The following is a 16163-nucleotide window of genomic DNA, read 5'->3' on the forward strand; positions in this document are numbered from 1 at the left end:
ACTTGAAGTCCTACATGGAAAAACTTATCATCCGCCTACGTACAGAGCCATTTTGGTCCATGTTTTTTGCCTTTGCGGCTATGATTTTTTTCCTGATGGTCACGCAGACACTCACCCAATCCATCAAAAGCTGGGAATTGGACATGGAGATGTTTCTATGGTTTCTCTTGGTGGGGTTTATCGCTCAAAGTATTGATGGAGCGCTAGGAATGGCTTATGGAGTAAGCTGCAATTCAATTTTGTTAGGAATTGGGATTCCTCCGGCAGCAGCTTCGGCTTGGGTTCATTTTGCCCAGGTGTTTACCAGCTTGGCTTCGGGGATTTCTCATTGGAAAATGGGAAATGTAGACTGGAGCCTTGCCAAAAAGCTGTTAATTCCTGGGGTAATCGGTTCTGTAATCGGCGCTTTTTTACTTTCCAGTGTGGACGGAAATTTGGTCAAACCGGTCATTGCGGTTTACCTCCTGGTAATGGGGATTGTAATTCTCAGAAAAGCGAGAAAAAGTCATCATCCAAAAAAATTCAATCGGGAAAGCCGTAGCCTTCCAGTATTGGCGACTTCCGGTGGCTTTGCTGATGCAGTAGGGGGAGGAGGCTGGGGCCCGATTGTGAATAGTACCCTTTTGAGTAAGGGGAAGATTGCCCGGTATGCTATCGGAACAGGCAACTTCGTGGAGTTTTTTGTCTCTTTGGCCAGTGCTTCGACTTTCTTGTTTTTTGTAAAAGAACTTAGCTTGGCTCCAGTGCTGGGCCTGATTTTGGGAGGAATTGTAGCAGCCCCATTTGCAGCTTATATCTGCAAGTTGATTAAGCCGAAATATTTGATGGTGGCTGTTGGAGTTCTGATTATAGTGCTGAGCCTTAGAAATTTATATTTGTCAATCTAATTTTCTGCTGTTACTATTTTTAAGTCAAATGAATCCGTTTGGAAGCTTCTTTTCCAAAAGAAATCAACTTGATCAATTGGTTTAAATAGAAATTCCCACTTCACTTTTTCATTTAAAGATTTTACTTTTTTCGGGACTTTTGATAGGGAAGTTCAAAAGGGTCTTCTGATGTTGAAGTTTTTGAATTTGGGCCCTTGGATTTGGAGAAACATTCAATTTTTAGGACATCATTGCTTTGACCGATAATTATCCCAATGTTCTCTTCCATTAAAAAAACCGGACTTATTAGCCCGGTCTTTTCCAATGACAATAAACCCAGTTTCAATTTCAGATGGCATATCTCAGCGTCACTCCAAAAGTAGCTGGATCACCCAATACCGCTGCATAATGTCCGGCATTCCCTGCTGCCGGAAGCAATTGCTCATAATAGTTTTGATTCAGTAAGTTCCTAGACCAAATGAATGCCGAGAAGCCTTTGCTCATCCGAAATCCAGCTCTGGCATTGACCAGCGCATAGCCATCCACATTCAGGTATCTGGAAGGAGAGGGACTGGATGAAAATTCGGAACGGAAGAATGCATCCGCTGCAACAAAGAAACTTCCCGAATTCCCAAAGAACTTGGTAGGCTTTGCGTATTCTGAACCAACCGAACCTGCCCATTTGGAAATACCTGGAAGTCTTCCACCTGAGATGTCTTTGAAGGCCGATTCTCCCCCGGTTTCTTCCAGGGGAACCGGTGCATTAGGGAATGAAACATAGATGCCGTCCGTGTAGGCAAGGGCTCCATTTAGGGTGATCGTTGGAGTCAAGCGGACATTTCCGTCCAATTCCACCCCGATTACCCGAACTTCATCCGCGTTGGCCAGGAATCCTCTGTTTACTCCGACTTCTGCAGTCTGCACCAAGGTTTGGTAATCCTCTATATTGGTGTTGTGGAAAACCACATTCAAGGTTGATCCCTTGGTAGGAGTGGTTTTGATGCCCAATTCAAAATGCTTGACATATTCTGGCTTCACTTCTGCCACCTCGAGTAGGGGCTGACCAGCCACTGTCGGGAGTCCTCCCAAGTTGATCCCAACAGGCTTGTAACTGGTGGAGACTGTTGCGAACGTGTTGATCTTTTCACTGAATTGATATGCCAAGGTCGCCTGGCCGGACCAATTCTGATCTTCCACATTAGCTATGAAACTTTGTGGAGAATACACAGAACGCTGTATTGCCAATAGTGCCGGATCGGTAGTTTGTAATCCTCCGTAAGTTTCCCGCTTGTAATCGACGTCCTTTTTATCATAGTTGAACCGGATGCCTGGAAGAAAATGGAGTTTTTCAGTGATAGCCCAATCCAATTGCCCAAATACCGCAGCCCCGACTGATTCCAAAGTGGAATAGGTTCGGATACCATAGCCGTCAAGTAATCCTGGAGTTGCCCAAAGCGGACTGGTGGAACTTTGCGAAAATCTCCATTGTGCAGCTCCGGATTCCTCAGTATGGTAGGGGCTGGTTTTTAGGTTTTGGCTGAGGTAAAACACTCCAAATACTCCGCTGAGCTTTTTGGAAAAATCCCCTGCATACCGAATTTCTTGAGAAAACTGATCGTGACGGGAAGGAGCTTGAGAAAGTGAAAGAACAGGCAAACCGGTAAAATCCCGGTCATTGGAAGGCCCCCAATTCCAGTATCTCCAGGCGGTGGTTGAGGTCAAAGTGCCCTCGCCAATCTGGATGTCCGCATTGAGAGAGATCCCGCCCAAATCGTTGTTGGATCTCCAGGGGGTATCGTGATCCACGATTCGGTCGAAAGCATCTCGAGTCGGAAGGTCATAATTCAGATCGGCAATAATCTGTTCAAATCTACGATAGGGGGCACGCTGAGTTTCCACCACTCCGGCGACCACTTGGGCATAGCCATCAGGACGTTGGGAACTGGCATCTCCGGCAAGCACAAGTTCCACTTTGCTGGAAGGATTGAACAAGAGCTGTCCTCTAAAACCAAGATTATTGAGATCGTTGATGCTTTTTCCGGTGACAATATTTTCAATTACTCCGTCACGCTGGGTACCGGAAAACGACACTCTTGCTGCCAAGTTTTTTGAAAGAGGGCCTGTGATGGAAGTTTTGGCCTGGATGAAGCCGTAGTTTCCATAGCTTAATTCAACAGTTCCACCGGGTGTATAACTCGGTAGTCGGGTGGAAATATTGAAAGCACCAGCAGTGGTGTTTTTCCCGAATAGAGTTCCCTGTGGGCCTCGAAGGACTTCGATCTGTTCGATATCTATGAAATCCAGCGAAGTAGCAGCAGGTCTGGCAAAATATACTCCATCCACATAGAATCCGACACCGGGATCAATACCATCATTGGTCAAACCAAAAGTAGAGCCCAGTCCTCGGATATTTAAAGTGGTATTCCTGGGGTTTGAGGAATAAAGCTGAACAGTAGGCACCAATTCCTTTACCCGGTTGACATTGAAGGAACCTGATTCTTCGATCTTGGGACCTCCGACCACAGAAATGGGTATCGGGACTTTTTGCACTTCCTCAGTTCTCCTTCTGGCTGTGATCAAGACTTCGGCAAGCTGGAGGTCATCTTCCAATTGGATATCCAGCACTTCTTGTGGAAGAGCGCTTAATTCCAATTGGAATTCTTTGAATCCGACAAAATTGACCTGTAAGGTCAAGGGGAATTCTTTTAGGTTTGTCAGTTTAAACTCCCCGTTTTCATCGCTCAGTGCATAAGTATTAGTTCCTTTTATCAACACTGTTGATCCGATCAAAGGCTCTCCTGAACTGTCTTTTATTTTTCCTTTGATCTCATTTTGTGCACTGGCATGCTGCAGGAAAAGAACTAAAGCAATTGCGGTAGATAGAAAATTTTTCATTGGTGCTACAATAGGTTTTATTTTAATTCTATAAAAACTATATTTCCTATCGAATAGATAGGAAATATCGGCAAAGATATATTTATTTGTTCAATCCAAAATTTTTCCAAAAAAAAACTGAAAAAAAATTGCTCACTCAACACATCAACTATTGAAATCCACCCAGATCTCTCATTAGAACCACCACCTATGAAATGGATCACCCGAGAAAAACCGAAAATTGACAGAATTGCCACTCCTTGGCTTATCAACCGTTACATCGACTCAGATGCGGAATTTCTATTTGTTCCTTTCGATAAAGTCTTGGAAAAAGCAGCCGAGTTTAAGGCTATTCCATTTGATATTCCCAACGTGGAGTACAGCCATTATGGACCTGAATGCACTTTTGATTTTGTCCTAAAAAAACATGATTTAACAGATCCAGCCCTTAAGAAGTTGGCTTTAATAGTTCGCGGCGCGGATACGGACCGACATGAATTGGCCCCCGAGGCGGCTGGCCTTTTTGCTATTTTTTCCGGATTGTCACATACCATCACTCAAGACCAGGAATTGCTCAGGATCGGCTTCCAGATTTATGATGGATTATATTTTTTCCTTAAGCACTTTTCCCAGTCAAGGCATTTGGAAAATAGCCCATTCGAAAAGCAGCTTCATGAAGTTTACCAAAAAATATTAGCGGAAAGCAAATCCAAAAAGAATTCCCAGCCGAAGTGGGTAAAAGAATTGAAGGGGTTGATCCAGGATCACTTAGATTCCCAATTCTCCTTAGATCTGAAACAGGCAGCTCAATTGCTTCAAATCAACCCAAGTTACTTGTCTAGGGAGTTTTCCAAGCATTTTGAGGAATTGAATTTTGGAGATTACGTCCGAATCAGGCGGATCGAGCGTTCGGAGGAACTCATCCTAAACACAGATTATTCGCTGACTGAAATTGCCTATTTAACCGGATTTTCCGATCAAAGCCATTTTACCCGGATTTTCAGGCAGGTGAAAGGACTTACTCCTACCGCTTTTCGAAAAAAATACAGGAAAAGTAAAGACAGTTCAAAAAGTAAAAATCCTTCTAGTATGGCTTTGAATTGAGGCTTTTTTTTGGTCTAAAAGAAAAATTCAACCATGAAAAAAATAGTAGTGACATTCATTTTCGCAATTGGGATAATCTATTTGGGTTTTGCGCAGGAGAAGGAAAAGGAAGATTCAAAAGTGGAAATCGGCCTGGAAGGGATGCTGGGGATGACCTTTGCCGAGAATTTCTTTTCAGTCAATGTGGGAGGTCCAAATTTGCTGTTGCGGATTAACCCGGATTTTAAATTTGGAGTGGGAGCTTATCCTTCTTTTTTTGTGCGAGACAGCAAATCAGGAGCTAGACTTGCCGTAGGGCCAAGGATTGACTTCAAGAATTTTGTTTTGTTTTCGTCTTTCTTCCACTTTGATAGAACAGATGAATGGTTAGGGTCATTTGGAATAGGGTATAAATTCCATGGAAAGAAGTAAGAATTTAGATGCCCCATCTTTGGCTGAAGCGACCCGGTTTTGGTTGAAACTTGGGTTTATCAGTTTTGGGGGGCCAGCCGGTCAGATTGCCATCATGCACGAGTACTTGGTGGAAAAGAAAAAGTGGATCAGCGATTCCCGCTTTCTTCATGCCCTGAATTACTGCATGGTCTTGCCTGGACCTGAAGCCCAGCAATTAGCCACTTATCTGGGATGGCTATTACATGGTACTAAAGGGGGATTAATAGCTGGCATTCTGTTCATTTTACCTTCCTTATTGATACTTCTTGCCTTAAGCATTGTCTATGTTTCCTTTGGAAAAATTCCTTGGGTAGAATCGGTTTTTGATGGATTAAAGCCGGCCGTGATTGCCATAGTCTTGGTAGCCTTAATCAAAATCGGCAAAAAATCCTTGCTCTCTTACTTTCATTACGGAGTGGCTATTGCTGCATTTGGTTTGATTTTTTTCCTCAATATTTCATCCCCCCTGATCATTCTAGGCGCTGTAGTGCTGTCGGTTTTATTTCAAAAACTGGGTTGGATTCCGGAAAATGGTTCGGAAAAATCCAAATCGCTGAACACTGATCTCGAAAATTCCTACCTCATCAATTCCTTCAGCCCAAGGAAATCTCCCGGAGGACCCTTGAAAACAATCTCTCAACAAATCGCTGTCGGATTGATTCTGTGGATCATTCCGATAGGGTTGTTTTTAGGCTTTTCCCAAAACTTTGAATTCTGGAAAACACTGAGCCTGTTTTTTACGCAGGCAGCTTTGGTCACTTTTGGAGGGGCTTATGCCGTTCTTCCCTATGTAGCCCAGGTCAGTGTGGAGAAATACCACTGGCTGGATAGTTTTCAAATGTTGGACGGTTTGGCCTTGGGCGAAACCACCCCCGGTCCATTGATTATGGTTTTGGTATTTGTGGGATTAATGGCAGGCTACAACAGCTTCGATCAATCCCTCCTGATGGGTGGCCTGGGATTGCTGACTACTGCCTATTTTACTTTTCTCCCTTGTTTTCTTTTTGTGCTCGTTGGTGCTCCCTGGATTGAGTTGACCCGGGAAAATAAGAAACTAAAATCCTTGCTTGCCATTGTGACAGCAGCCGTAGTAGGAGTGGTGCTTAATCTGACCATTTATCTGGGCAAAAGTGTTTTTTTTCCAATCGGAAAAACGTTAGAACCAGACTTCCTTGCAATTGGGTGGACTTTAATCTCATTTGTAGTGCTTTATCGACTAAAGGTCAATATGATAGTTTGGATAGGAGCAAGTGCGCTGTTTGGTCTGATGAGTTATTTATTTCTTGGTTAATGATTTTTCATCTTGGTTTTGAAAAACAAGGAATTTTCTCTTCTCTCATTTTCCTATATTGAATAACATCTCATGAAACTGATAAAAAATACCTTCATTCTTCTTTTCTGCTTGCTCCATGCAGTATTGGCCTTGGGTCAAAATCTCGATCACGAACAGTGGAAAGTTGACAGAAGAAAAGAAATAGTGGGTGAAAATGGCTGGCTAAATCTGGCTGGTTTGCTTTGGATGGACCAAGAACAGGTGCATTTAAATGAGTTTTCGAAAGACAGTTTGATCATTTCCTCAGAAGCCGGAAAAAAGACTATCGGAACCTTCAGGATTCAGGCTGATTCAGTTTGGTTTTCATTTAATCCCAAAGTGATCAAAAAGTCAGAATCCCAGAGCTCAGGAACCACCCTTCAATTCCCGGTAGAATCTTATAATCAGGGAGGAGTTTATTTTGGCCGTTGGAAATGGTCGGTGATCAAGCGTGGTGACCGATTTGCAGTCAGGTTAAGGGATTTGGAGCATCCAGCTTTGACCAAATTTGAACCCATTCCTGCATATAATTATGATCCAGCTTGGAGATTGGATGCTTTTTTTGAACCTCGTTTCAATCAGTTTATTTCCATTACCAATGTCCTGGGCCAAGTGATCGAGTGGAGAGTGATGGGGATAATAAAATTGCAGGTAGGGGGCAGCCCCATTGAATTAATTGCCTTGGAAGATCAGGGAAAATTATTCGTTATTTTTTCTGATGAAACAAACGGAGCAGGATCTTACCCCAGCGGAAGGTATTTGTATGTGAGTTATCCGGATAAAACAGGAAAAACCGTGATTGATTTCAATTACTCTTACAATCCACCCTGCGCCTTTACAGCCTTCGCCACCTGTCCAATTCCTCCTAAAGAAAATCGCTTGGATATGGCTATTCGAGCGGGAGAAAAATACCCTTTGACTGAGCATTGAAAAAGTTGATAGGAACAGAAATCCAGACAAAATCCTAACCTTACCGCCTGGCTTGAGTATGTTTTTCTTTGGACCAAGAATTAGTTACTTTGGGAACTCAGTTTCCAAATTATGCTGTCCAAAAGAGCCAAATACGCTATCAAAACCATACTTTTCCTTCAGGACCATCCTGATTTGATTCCCGTTTCAGCCAAGCTTATTGCCGAGCGTGAGCGTATTCCCTATAAGTTTTTGGAGAATATTCTTCGGGATTTGAAGACCCACCATTTGGTAAAAAGTATTCGAGGTGCGGAGGGAGGATATGCCTTGGCCAAAGATCCTTCACAGATCAGTATAGCCCAAGTAATGCGTGCCATGGACGGTCCGATTGCCTTGATTCCCTGCATTTCTGAGCGGTTTTATGAAGCTTGCGTGGAGTGTGAGGACGAGGAGACCTGCAGAATCCGAAAGCTATTTGCTGAGGTTAGATCGGAGATGGTTCCTATTTTGGAAAGACCGATTACCACGCTGGCTGAAAAAAAAGAGAAGTAATAAAAAAACCGAGTCTTTTTAGGCTCGGTTTTTTTTTTTAGGCTAGGGCCTTACGGCAGAATTCCACACATTTCTGGACTTCCTTGACGGCATCTGATCCGTCCGGAATTTGGTATTCCAATTCAATCGTGGCTGGAAACTGGTACTTATTCTTTTGCATTAGTTTCAGGATGTCCCCGATTGGGGTGTTGCCGGTTCCCCAGGCAAGGTTTCCTTTGCCGTTGGCAGGAGTTTGTCTGTCTTTGGTGTGCATACTGAAGATTCGGGAATGGTGCTTTTCGATCAGTTGCATTAAGTCGGTGTGACCCGCTGCGATGTAATGGCCTGCATCGAGGTTTAGCCCATTGGCTGAACTTTGTGTAAGTGCCGTATCCCAAAAGGTAAAGGTCTCCTGCTCATGACCGTGATATCCGACGCCCATTTTGTGCTGTTCTCCCAGTTTGCCCAATCGTAAAGTCTGTTCGTCATTGGAAGGGTGCTCCAAGGTTACGTGGCTTGCTCCAAGAGCCTTGGCTGCTTTCATTCCATAGGCTACTTCCAGATCCGAATTGTTTACTCCAAAAGCGGAGGGTTTGAAGGCATAGATGCTCACTCCGGCATCTTTGTACATCTTTCTTACTTGCTCAAACTTCTTCATGTCGGCTTTGGCTCTCCATTCAGCCACCACTTTATTATGGGCTTCTGCCTGAGCTCGCATATCGGCCAATTCCTTGGTTTCATCCTCAGTCAAGGCTTCACCACGTCTTTGTTTTCCGCCCAATTGAAACATTCGGGATCGATTGACAGGTGATACTGGCATGCCTGCAAAGCTTTCAGCAGGATCACCCATCAGTTCGATAGAGCTCAAGCCGCTGTCCACTACATATTTCAAGGTAGCTTCGGCACTCTGATCGGGCATCGAGCGGAAAGAATACGTGATGCAACCGATTTTGACGCCGTTTATTTCCGAATCCGGTTTATGGTATGATTTGATCAGGGCAGGGGCACCTTGGAGCCATGATGGCACTACAGCGAGTCCGGCAATCCCCAGTGCTGATTTTTGAAGAAATTCTCTACGGTTTTTCATGAGGGCTGAATTGGGTTTGAAGAGTTAGAAAATCAAATTAAGCTTTTTTTCATGCTTTTGATTTCTTTTTGAAACAAGTTGGATTAAGGCGGTTTATTTGGTAGAAATAGAATTTGAGTGAATTGATTTATTCGAAAAACCTCCCTTTCTTCATTTAATGCTTTTTTCCTGCATTGATGGATTTACAGAATTAACACAGGATTTTTAAATCAACTTTGCTTCACCAACAGTTTTATAGCGATGAATTTGACTACAATAAGAAGAGCCTGCTTTTTAGTGATCCTGTTGATTTTGGCAGGAACTTCGACAGCACAGGAAAGCTCGCTGCTTTGGAAAATCAGCGGAAATGGACTGGAGAAGGAATCATACCTTTTTGGGACTATTCATATCATTTGCAAAGAGGATTTTTTGATGGACGAGCGGATCACATCTGCTTTTGACCAAACCGAGCAACTGATCATGGAACTGGATATGAGCGATCCACAGCTTCCAGCCAAGATGCAGCAGGTCTCCATAAATCCCGGCATGAAAAACCTTCAAAGTGAATTGGATGAATCTACTGCAAAAGCGTTGGATGAATTTCTGATCAACAGCTACGGTGCCGGATTGGCCCAATTGGGGATTCTTAAACCATTTGTTTTGAGCTCCATGGTATTGCTCAAAGTCCTTCCTTGTACGGAAGTGGAAAGCTATGAGGGCTTTTTTACTACGAGGGCTTCAGCCTCGGGAAAGCCGATTGCAGGTCTGGAAACTGTCGATTTCCAAGTAGGAATTTTTGACCAAATCCCTCAGAAAATTCAGTTGGAAGAACTCGGTAAGTTGGTGACTGATGATTCTTCAAAGCAGGATTTGGAAAAGCTAATGGAGACCTACCAATCAGAAAATGTAGATGCGATGTATGAGGTGATGAATTCTTCTGGGATGGTAGCGGATTATCGAGTGCTAATGCTGGATGATCGAAACAAATCCTGGGTTCCAAAAATCGAGGAAGCTATGCAATCCAAATCAGTTTTTGTGGCTGTGGGTGCTGGACATTTGGGTGGGGAATTTGGAGTGATTGCCTTACTGAAAAAGGCCGGCTACACGGTACTTCCGATCCAATAATTTCAAAAAGGAATTAGTACCCATAATCATGAACAAAGGCTTTTCCCTTTCTAAATCTCAAGCTTACTGGTTTCTTCAGATTCTGGGTTGGAGTTCCATCATTTTCATTGAGACGATTAATTACACATTTTTCATTTCTGGCGAATTCAAATGGGAATACTTCCAACAGTTTTGCATTTATGCAGTGCTTGGGCTTTTTGTTTCACATGCCTACAAAACGCTTTTCATTAAGCCGGAGACCTTTTCCAAAACGCTTTCAAGAATCTGGGTTAGGGCATTTTTTGATGTGCTAATGATTTCCATTTTGCTAGTATTCCTGCTTTTCCTTCCTTTTGTTTTTATCGACTTCAATTCAATTTTTTCCCAAGAAGTTATTATCGGCTTTTTTGGACAGATCATGAATCTGGGTCGGTATGTTATCGTTTGGATCATTATTTATTACCTCTATCACATTCTCAAAAAGAACTCGGAGATTACTGAACAAAAGTTGCTACTAGAGAATCTGGCAAAATCTGCCGAGTTGGAGTTGCTGAAGACTCAGCTGAATCCGCATTTCCTTTTCAATGCCCTCAACAGCATCAAAGCGCTGGTATTGATCGATCGGGAAAAAGCCAGGGATGCCATTATCAAGCTTTCCGAGTTGCTTCGATTTACACTGAATTATGAAAAGGCACCACTGATCGCCCTCAATGAGGAAATCAATGAAGTAATCAAATACCTGGAGCTTGAACAAATCCGTTTCGGAAAAAGGTTGGACGTCAAGATCTCTCTTCAGGAAGAAACACTTGAGGTGAAAGTACCTCCTGCGATGATTTTGACTTTGGCTGAAAACGCGATCAAACACGGGATCAACCAACTGCCTGATGGAGGTCAAATCCAGATTGAAAGCAAGCTTAGAGGAAAACTCCTCGTGATTGAAGTTCGAAATTCCGGTCAGCTCAAGGACAGTTTCAATCTGGGAATCGGCTTGAATAACCTCCAAAAACGGCTTCAAAAACTGTTTTCAGATCAGGCAAGTTTTGTTTTGGACACTACTTCAGATTCGCAGGTAATTGCAAAAATCTCTTATCCCATTGTTTAGATTATGAAAAGACGTGTTTATTTGGTTGATGATGAATTGCTTGCACTGGAGGAGCTAAAAGTATTGCTTGCGCCATATGAGGATTTGGAAATCGTGGGCTTTTCGGACCGGGTGGAGCAGGCGATTAACGATTGTAATGAACTGCGGCCCGATTTGATTTTTCTGGATATCAACATGCCCGGAAAAGATGGGTTTCAGTTTCTGGAGGCTTTGGAAGAAGTGAAAGAGGTGATTTTTGTGACAGCCTACGATCAGTTTGCTATCAAAGCATTTGAAGTAAATGCGCTGGATTATTTGCTCAAGCCGCTCAATCCCAAACGACTTACCGAAGCAATTCAACGATTCAGAAGCAAGGTGCAGACAGCTGAAGAAACTACTTCAGAAGGTCGATTAAGTGCCGATAAGAAAATCTTCATTAAGGATGGTGAAAAGTGCCATTTTGTACCAATTTCCAAGATTTATCTTCTGGAAAGTATGGGGAATTACGTGAGGGTTTATTATGAAAACCATCAGCCATTATTGCATAAATCTTTGACCTACTTGGAACAAAAACTGCCGGAAGAACTCTTTTTCAGAGCCAACCGGCAGTACATGTTCAATTTGGATTACATCGATCAGATCGAACCTTATTTCAACAGCACCTTATTGATCGTGATGAAGTCCGGTCATAAAATCGACCTAAGTCAACGACAGAGTGCGAAGTTCAGGGAGATCACGGGGGTGTAAATTTTGATAAATAGAGATCGTAAAGTAGAAAGAAGACCAAGTTCTTCCTGTCACTTACTTCTTACCTCAGAATCCTACAGCCTTATCATCTCCTCTAGGGTCAGCCCCACCTTCCAGTTTACCGTCCGGCAAGACCAAAATCGCATCGACCTTTCCGATGATAGGACTGTTGTTTTCATTGATTAAATAACCGCGGGATTTCAATGTGGCAACCAAGACTGAATCAAAGGATTTGGGTTCGAAATTTACCAAATCAGGCAGCCATTGATGGTGAAAGCGTGGCGCCTCAACTGCTTCCTGCATTCCCATTTCAAATTCGCCGACATTTAGAATCGTCTGGAGTACGGAAGTAATGATCGTCGATCCACCGGGAGTACCGACCACCATCCAGAGTTTTCCGGCTTTTTCCACGATTGTAGGAGTCATGGAGCTTAGCATTCGCTTTCCAGGTGCGATGCTGTTGGCTTCGGCACCAATCAGTCCAAACATGTTTGGTGTGCCCGGTTTGGCACTGAAATCATCCATTTCATTATTCATGAAAAAGCCCAATTCATCAATGAACACCTTGGAACCGTAGGCTCCATTCAAGGTCGCAGTCACCGAAACAGCATTGCCTTCGGCATCTACAATGGAGTAATGGGTGGTTTCCATGCTTTCTCCAAAGGTTATTTTTCCCTGTCCAATTTCCTCTGATTTGGTTGCTTTTTCAAAACTGAATGACTCCATTCTTGACTTGAGATAAGTTGAGTCAAGCAATTGATCAACAGGTATTTTTACAAAGTCTGGATCTCCAAGATAATAGTTCCGATCGGCATACGCTCTGCGTTCGGCTTCCACCAGAATTTGGATGTATTCCGGTGAATGATGTCCCAATTTCTTCAAATCAAAGGGTTCGATCATTTTTAGAATCTGGGCTAAGGTAATTCCGCCTGAACTCGGAGGAGCCATAGAAATGATTTTCATATCCCGATAAGGAAATACTACCGGTTCTCTCCATGCAGCTTGGTAGGAGGCAAGATCCTCCTCAGTGATGATGCCACCCTTTTCCTGCATTTTTTTAGCGAGGATTTTGGCTGTTTCCCCTTGGTAAAATTCATCTCTTCCGTTTTTTGCAATTCGTTCAAGCGTGGCCGCCAGGACGGGGATCTTCAGCGTGTCTCCGGCTTTATACTCCTTTGCAAAAAATGTCTCGGCTCCATTTACTTCAATAAAATCCGCACGTGATCGAGCAAGACTTTCCGCCTGCTTTTCGGACACGATATAGCCATTTCTGGCCAAGTCAATCACAGGTTGAAGAACTTCAGCAGGGTTGAGCTTTCCGAATTTTGCCTGAGCTTCAAATATTCCGGCGATCGTTCCCGGAACACCAGATGCCAAGGCACCTTTGGTGCTCAGTGCCGACAAAAACTCGCCATTTTCATCCAAATACATGTCCTTGGTCGCAGCAAGGGGAGCCTTCTCCCGGTAGTCCAGCGATCCAACGCTTCCATCTGCCATCCGATACACCATGAATCCTCCTCCTCCTAGGTTCCCTGCAAAAGGATAAGTCACAGCCAATGCCATCTCTGTTGCCATCATGGCGTCAAAGGCATTTCCTCCTTTTTGGAGGATTTCAGCACCGATTTTGGATGCTTCTTCCCGTGCTGAAACCACCATGGCTTTTTCTGTAATCAAGCCTCGTTTTACTTCCCGAGGAGTTTCCTGTTTTCCGCAGGAAAAGATAAATCCGGTAAGCAGGAGTAGGGTAATTGAGTTAAGAATTTTCATGGCTTTTCTTCTAATAAGGTGGTGTTGAAGAGTTTCAGGATACGTTTGTATTCATCAGCCCAGGAGCTAGGTTCCACAAAGCCATGGTCTTCAACTGGGTAAACGGCCATTTCCCAATTGTCTTTTTTGAGTTCGATCAGGCGTTGGGATAGTCGCACCACATCCTGAAAATGGACGTTGACATCCAACATTCCATGAGCGATAAGCAAGTTTCCTTTCAAGCCTTCGGCAAAATAAATAGGTGAAGATCTTCGATAAGCTATCGGGTCTTCTTCCGGAGTGTTGAGGATATTTGCGGTATAGCCGTGATTGTAATGCGCCCAATCGGTGACAGAGCGAAGGGCTGCGCCGGATTTGAATACATCCCCGTGATTGAATAGGGCCATCAATGTGATAAACCCGCCGTAGCTTCCCCCATAAATTCCGATTTTGCCGGAATCGACCCCATGCTGGGCAATTAGGAATTTGGCCCCGTCCACTTGGTCAGAAAGGTCTTTCCCGCCCATGTGACGATAGATTCCTGTGCGCCAATCTCGTCCATAGCCAGCCGATGCGCGGTAGTCTATATCCAAGACGGTGTAACCCAAATCCGTCAGAAGGTTGTGAAACATGTACTCACGGAAGTAGCTACTCCACCATTTATGGACATTTTGCAAATAGCCGGCACCATGCACAAAAATGACTGCAGCACCGTTCTTTTTGGCTGGATCCGGGAGATATAATCTTGCCGGTACCTGGGCACCATCCTGGGCTGTAAATCTTACAATTTGGGGGTCTTTCCAAGCATAAGATTTGAATTCTTCGCTTTGCCCTGAGGTTAGTTTTTGAGGAGTAGCGCCGACTTTGACGTCCTGTACATAAAGTTCGGCAGGGATATTACTGTAGGAATAAATGATCGCAAGTTTCTTCTCATCAGGGGAAAGAACCACTTCATTGTTTCCGGTCATTGAGGTCAGTTTTTCCATTTTCCCGCCCATCACAGGCATTCTGTAGAAATGCCTTTCGCCCGGATCAACCTCTGAAGTGGTCAGGTACCAGTGCTTTTTGTCTTTGGAAAGGAACGGATCGAAAACCTCAAATTTTCCACTTGTGAGTGGTTTTTTCTCTTCGGTAGTCACATTCAGTAAATACAAATGGGAATACCCAGTGGCCTCCGATTGGAAGTAGATGTGCTGATTGTCGGGCAACCATCCCAAGACGCCTCCGCCAAATCCACCGCCAACTCCGGGACCTCCAACCCAGGCTTCATCCCGCTGTCTATCCAAGGATTTGAGTTCACCGGTTTGAAGATTTAACTCAGTGATCCAACGATCCTTATTGTCAAAAGCCCGCACTTGAATGATGGCACGCTTTCCATCCGGAGAAAAGTAAGGTCCAGAGAGCGTCAGCTCACGATCCTTGGCCTCCCAGGTTCTTTCCGGATAATCTTTGACGTAATCAGGTAGGTCTTGAATTCCGGGCAGATTGGATGTTTTGACAAAATAAACCGTGTCACGAGTCAGATCATAAATTCCGATCTCTACTTTGCTGGGATCTGTTCCGACTTTGGGTCTGGAGTTGAGGTCTTCGGTGTAGCCTGAGGCCGCAGTGTAGTCCGGAACTTTTGTGTTTTTGTTGTTTGCCGGAGTGAAAACTGAAAATGAGGCATACTTTCCATCAGGGCTCAGTTGGAGGTTGTTCAGGTTTTTTCCATTGGTATAGTAAACATACTCGGTTGACTTCTCCCGAATGGCTTCCCGATAGGCCCGGGATTGCTTCTGGGCTTCTTTTCGTTCGTTGACCACCTGAAGCAAAGCCAGATTTTCAGATTCCAGAAAAGAGGTGGGTTCCGAGGAGACAGAAGTTCCATTCGCAGGTTTCGAGCCTGTGGAGATGTTCGTAGCCTTGGTGACTGTTTTAGACTCTCGGTCAAAAATGAAGATATTCCCCCCTGAATTGAAGGAAATAAGGTTTTCATTCGCCAGAAACTGAAGGTTGGAGATTGGATCAACCCAAGTCAGAATCGTTGTAGTTGATTTTTTCTTTCGATCTTCAAGAAGGATGGATTTATCTTCCCGGTAGATTCTTAAACTCTGATCCGCATTGAAATCAACTTGCTCTTTACTGAGCATTTTTTCCTCCCCCCAATGAACTTTGGAGAGTTGCGATGGGCTACTTAGGTCAATTTTGTAAAGCGAGTCCACCGGATCTTTTTCCAGATTGTATTTGAAATAAATCTGCTTTCCATCTTCACTCCAAAATGGGGCAGAAGGAAAAGTCCCCATCCATTTGGGATCGCGCATGATGTAATCGACAGTGAGGGTAGATTGTGCCGTTGCTTCGGTTAGGATAAAAAGCAGAACGGGCAGGAGAAGTAATTTTCTCTGCATG

The 16163-nt window shown here is 43.9% G+C and carries 13 protein-coding genes; 9 read left to right on the forward strand and 4 right to left on the reverse strand.

Going from position 1 to position 16163, the window contains the following annotated elements; translation table 11 throughout:
- Positions 1-14 precede the first annotated feature (14 nt).
- Positions 15-887, forward strand: coding sequence for a sulfite exporter TauE/SafE family protein (locus D0X99_RS09050; protein ID WP_119477371.1), 873 nt, complete (start codon positions 15-17; stop codon positions 885-887).
- A 327-nt stretch (positions 888-1214) separates the two neighbouring features.
- On the opposite strand, the gene D0X99_RS09060 is transcribed toward D0X99_RS09050, so the two are convergent.
- On the reverse strand, positions 1215-3761 hold the full coding sequence (locus tag D0X99_RS09060; RefSeq protein WP_119477373.1) for a TonB-dependent receptor: 2547 nt from the start codon (positions 3759-3761) through the stop codon (positions 1215-1217).
- Between the two features lie 189 nt (positions 3762-3950).
- On the opposite strand from D0X99_RS09060, the gene D0X99_RS09065 reads away from it, so the two are divergent.
- The 5 genes from D0X99_RS09065 (at position 3951) to D0X99_RS09085 (ending at position 8049) form a co-directional block, all read left to right on the forward strand.
- On the forward strand, positions 3951-4844 hold the full coding sequence (locus D0X99_RS09065) for a chromate resistance protein ChrB domain-containing protein (RefSeq protein ID WP_119477374.1): 894 nt from the start codon (positions 3951-3953) through the stop codon (positions 4842-4844).
- Between the two features lie 33 nt (positions 4845-4877).
- Positions 4878-5255, forward strand: a complete 378-nt coding sequence (locus tag D0X99_RS09070; protein ID WP_119477376.1) for a hypothetical protein — start codon at positions 4878-4880, stop codon at positions 5253-5255.
- Positions 5242-6567 carry a chromate efflux transporter gene (gene chrA / locus D0X99_RS09075; protein ID WP_119477378.1) on the forward strand — a complete coding sequence of 442 codons (1326 nt, stop codon included), beginning with the start codon at positions 5242-5244 and terminating at the stop codon, positions 6565-6567. Before D0X99_RS09070 ends, chrA begins: the two co-directional genes overlap by 14 nt.
- 72 nt (positions 6568-6639) lie before the next feature.
- Positions 6640-7518 (forward strand): DUF1684 domain-containing protein, encoded by an 879-nt coding sequence (locus tag D0X99_RS09080; RefSeq protein WP_119477380.1) that lies wholly within the window; start codon positions 6640-6642, stop codon positions 7516-7518.
- A 111-nt stretch (positions 7519-7629) separates the two neighbouring features.
- Positions 7630-8049 (forward strand): RrF2 family transcriptional regulator, encoded by a 420-nt coding sequence (locus D0X99_RS09085; protein WP_119477382.1) that lies wholly within the window; start codon positions 7630-7632, stop codon positions 8047-8049.
- Positions 8050-8086: 37 nt separating this feature from the next.
- Here the strand turns inward: D0X99_RS09085 and D0X99_RS09090 are convergent, their stop codons facing one another.
- Positions 8087-9115 carry a sugar phosphate isomerase/epimerase family protein gene (locus D0X99_RS09090; protein WP_119477384.1) on the reverse strand — a complete coding sequence of 343 codons (1029 nt, stop codon included), beginning with the start codon at positions 9113-9115 and terminating at the stop codon, positions 8087-8089.
- Between the two features lie 240 nt (positions 9116-9355).
- Here D0X99_RS09090 and D0X99_RS09095 point away from each other — a divergent pair, with 240 nt between their 5' ends.
- Genes D0X99_RS09095 through D0X99_RS09105 form a run of 3 tightly spaced genes read left to right on the forward strand, consistent with a single transcriptional unit; the run spans position 9356 to position 12026 of the window.
- Positions 9356-10219 (forward strand): TraB/GumN family protein, encoded by an 864-nt coding sequence (locus tag D0X99_RS09095; protein ID WP_119477386.1) that lies wholly within the window; start codon positions 9356-9358, stop codon positions 10217-10219.
- A 28-nt stretch (positions 10220-10247) separates the two neighbouring features.
- Positions 10248-11300, forward strand: a complete 1053-nt coding sequence (locus D0X99_RS09100; protein WP_119477388.1) for a sensor histidine kinase — start codon at positions 10248-10250, stop codon at positions 11298-11300.
- A gap of 3 nt (positions 11301-11303) precedes the next feature.
- Positions 11304-12026, forward strand: a complete 723-nt coding sequence (locus D0X99_RS09105) for a LytR/AlgR family response regulator transcription factor (protein WP_119477390.1) — start codon at positions 11304-11306, stop codon at positions 12024-12026.
- Between the two features lie 66 nt (positions 12027-12092).
- Here the strand turns inward: D0X99_RS09105 and ggt are convergent, their stop codons facing one another.
- On the reverse strand, positions 12093-13793 hold the full coding sequence (ggt, locus tag D0X99_RS09110) for a gamma-glutamyltransferase (RefSeq protein ID WP_119477391.1): 1701 nt from the start codon (positions 13791-13793) through the stop codon (positions 12093-12095).
- Positions 13790-16162, reverse strand: a complete 2373-nt coding sequence (locus tag D0X99_RS09115) for a S9 family peptidase (RefSeq protein ID WP_119477393.1) — start codon at positions 16160-16162, stop codon at positions 13790-13792. The genes ggt and D0X99_RS09115 overlap by 4 nt, the downstream gene beginning before the upstream one ends.
- Position 16163: the final 1 nt, after the last annotated feature.

It is taken from the genome of Algoriphagus lacus (genome assembly GCF_003583985.1).
Taxonomy (GTDB): domain Bacteria; phylum Bacteroidota; class Bacteroidia; order Cytophagales; family Cyclobacteriaceae; genus Algoriphagus; species Algoriphagus lacus.

Bases quoted from the DNA above. Each gene is read 5' to 3' on its own strand.
- D0X99_RS09050 (WP_119477371.1), top strand. From the start codon at position 15: ATGGAAAAACTTATCATCCGCCTACGTACAGAGCCATTTTGGTCCATG.
- D0X99_RS09060 (WP_119477373.1), bottom strand. From the start codon at position 3,761: ATGAAAAATTTTCTATCTACCGCAATTGCTTTAGTTCTTTTCCTGCAG.
- D0X99_RS09065 (WP_119477374.1), top strand. From the start codon at position 3,951: ATGAAATGGATCACCCGAGAAAAACCGAAAATTGACAGAATTGCCACT.
- D0X99_RS09070 (WP_119477376.1), top strand. From the start codon at position 4,878: ATGAAAAAAATAGTAGTGACATTCATTTTCGCAATTGGGATAATCTAT.
- chrA (WP_119477378.1), top strand. From the start codon at position 5,242: ATGGAAAGAAGTAAGAATTTAGATGCCCCATCTTTGGCTGAAGCGACC.
- D0X99_RS09080 (WP_119477380.1), top strand. From the start codon at position 6,640: ATGAAACTGATAAAAAATACCTTCATTCTTCTTTTCTGCTTGCTCCAT.
- D0X99_RS09085 (WP_119477382.1), top strand. From the start codon at position 7,630: ATGCTGTCCAAAAGAGCCAAATACGCTATCAAAACCATACTTTTCCTT.
- D0X99_RS09090 (WP_119477384.1), bottom strand. From the start codon at position 9,115: ATGAAAAACCGTAGAGAATTTCTTCAAAAATCAGCACTGGGGATTGCC.
- D0X99_RS09095 (WP_119477386.1), top strand. From the start codon at position 9,356: ATGAATTTGACTACAATAAGAAGAGCCTGCTTTTTAGTGATCCTGTTG.
- D0X99_RS09100 (WP_119477388.1), top strand. From the start codon at position 10,248: ATGAACAAAGGCTTTTCCCTTTCTAAATCTCAAGCTTACTGGTTTCTT.
- D0X99_RS09105 (WP_119477390.1), top strand. From the start codon at position 11,304: ATGAAAAGACGTGTTTATTTGGTTGATGATGAATTGCTTGCACTGGAG.
- ggt (WP_119477391.1), bottom strand. From the start codon at position 13,793: ATGAAAATTCTTAACTCAATTACCCTACTCCTGCTTACCGGATTTATC.
- D0X99_RS09115 (WP_119477393.1), bottom strand. From the start codon at position 16,162: ATGCAGAGAAAATTACTTCTCCTGCCCGTTCTGCTTTTTATCCTAACC.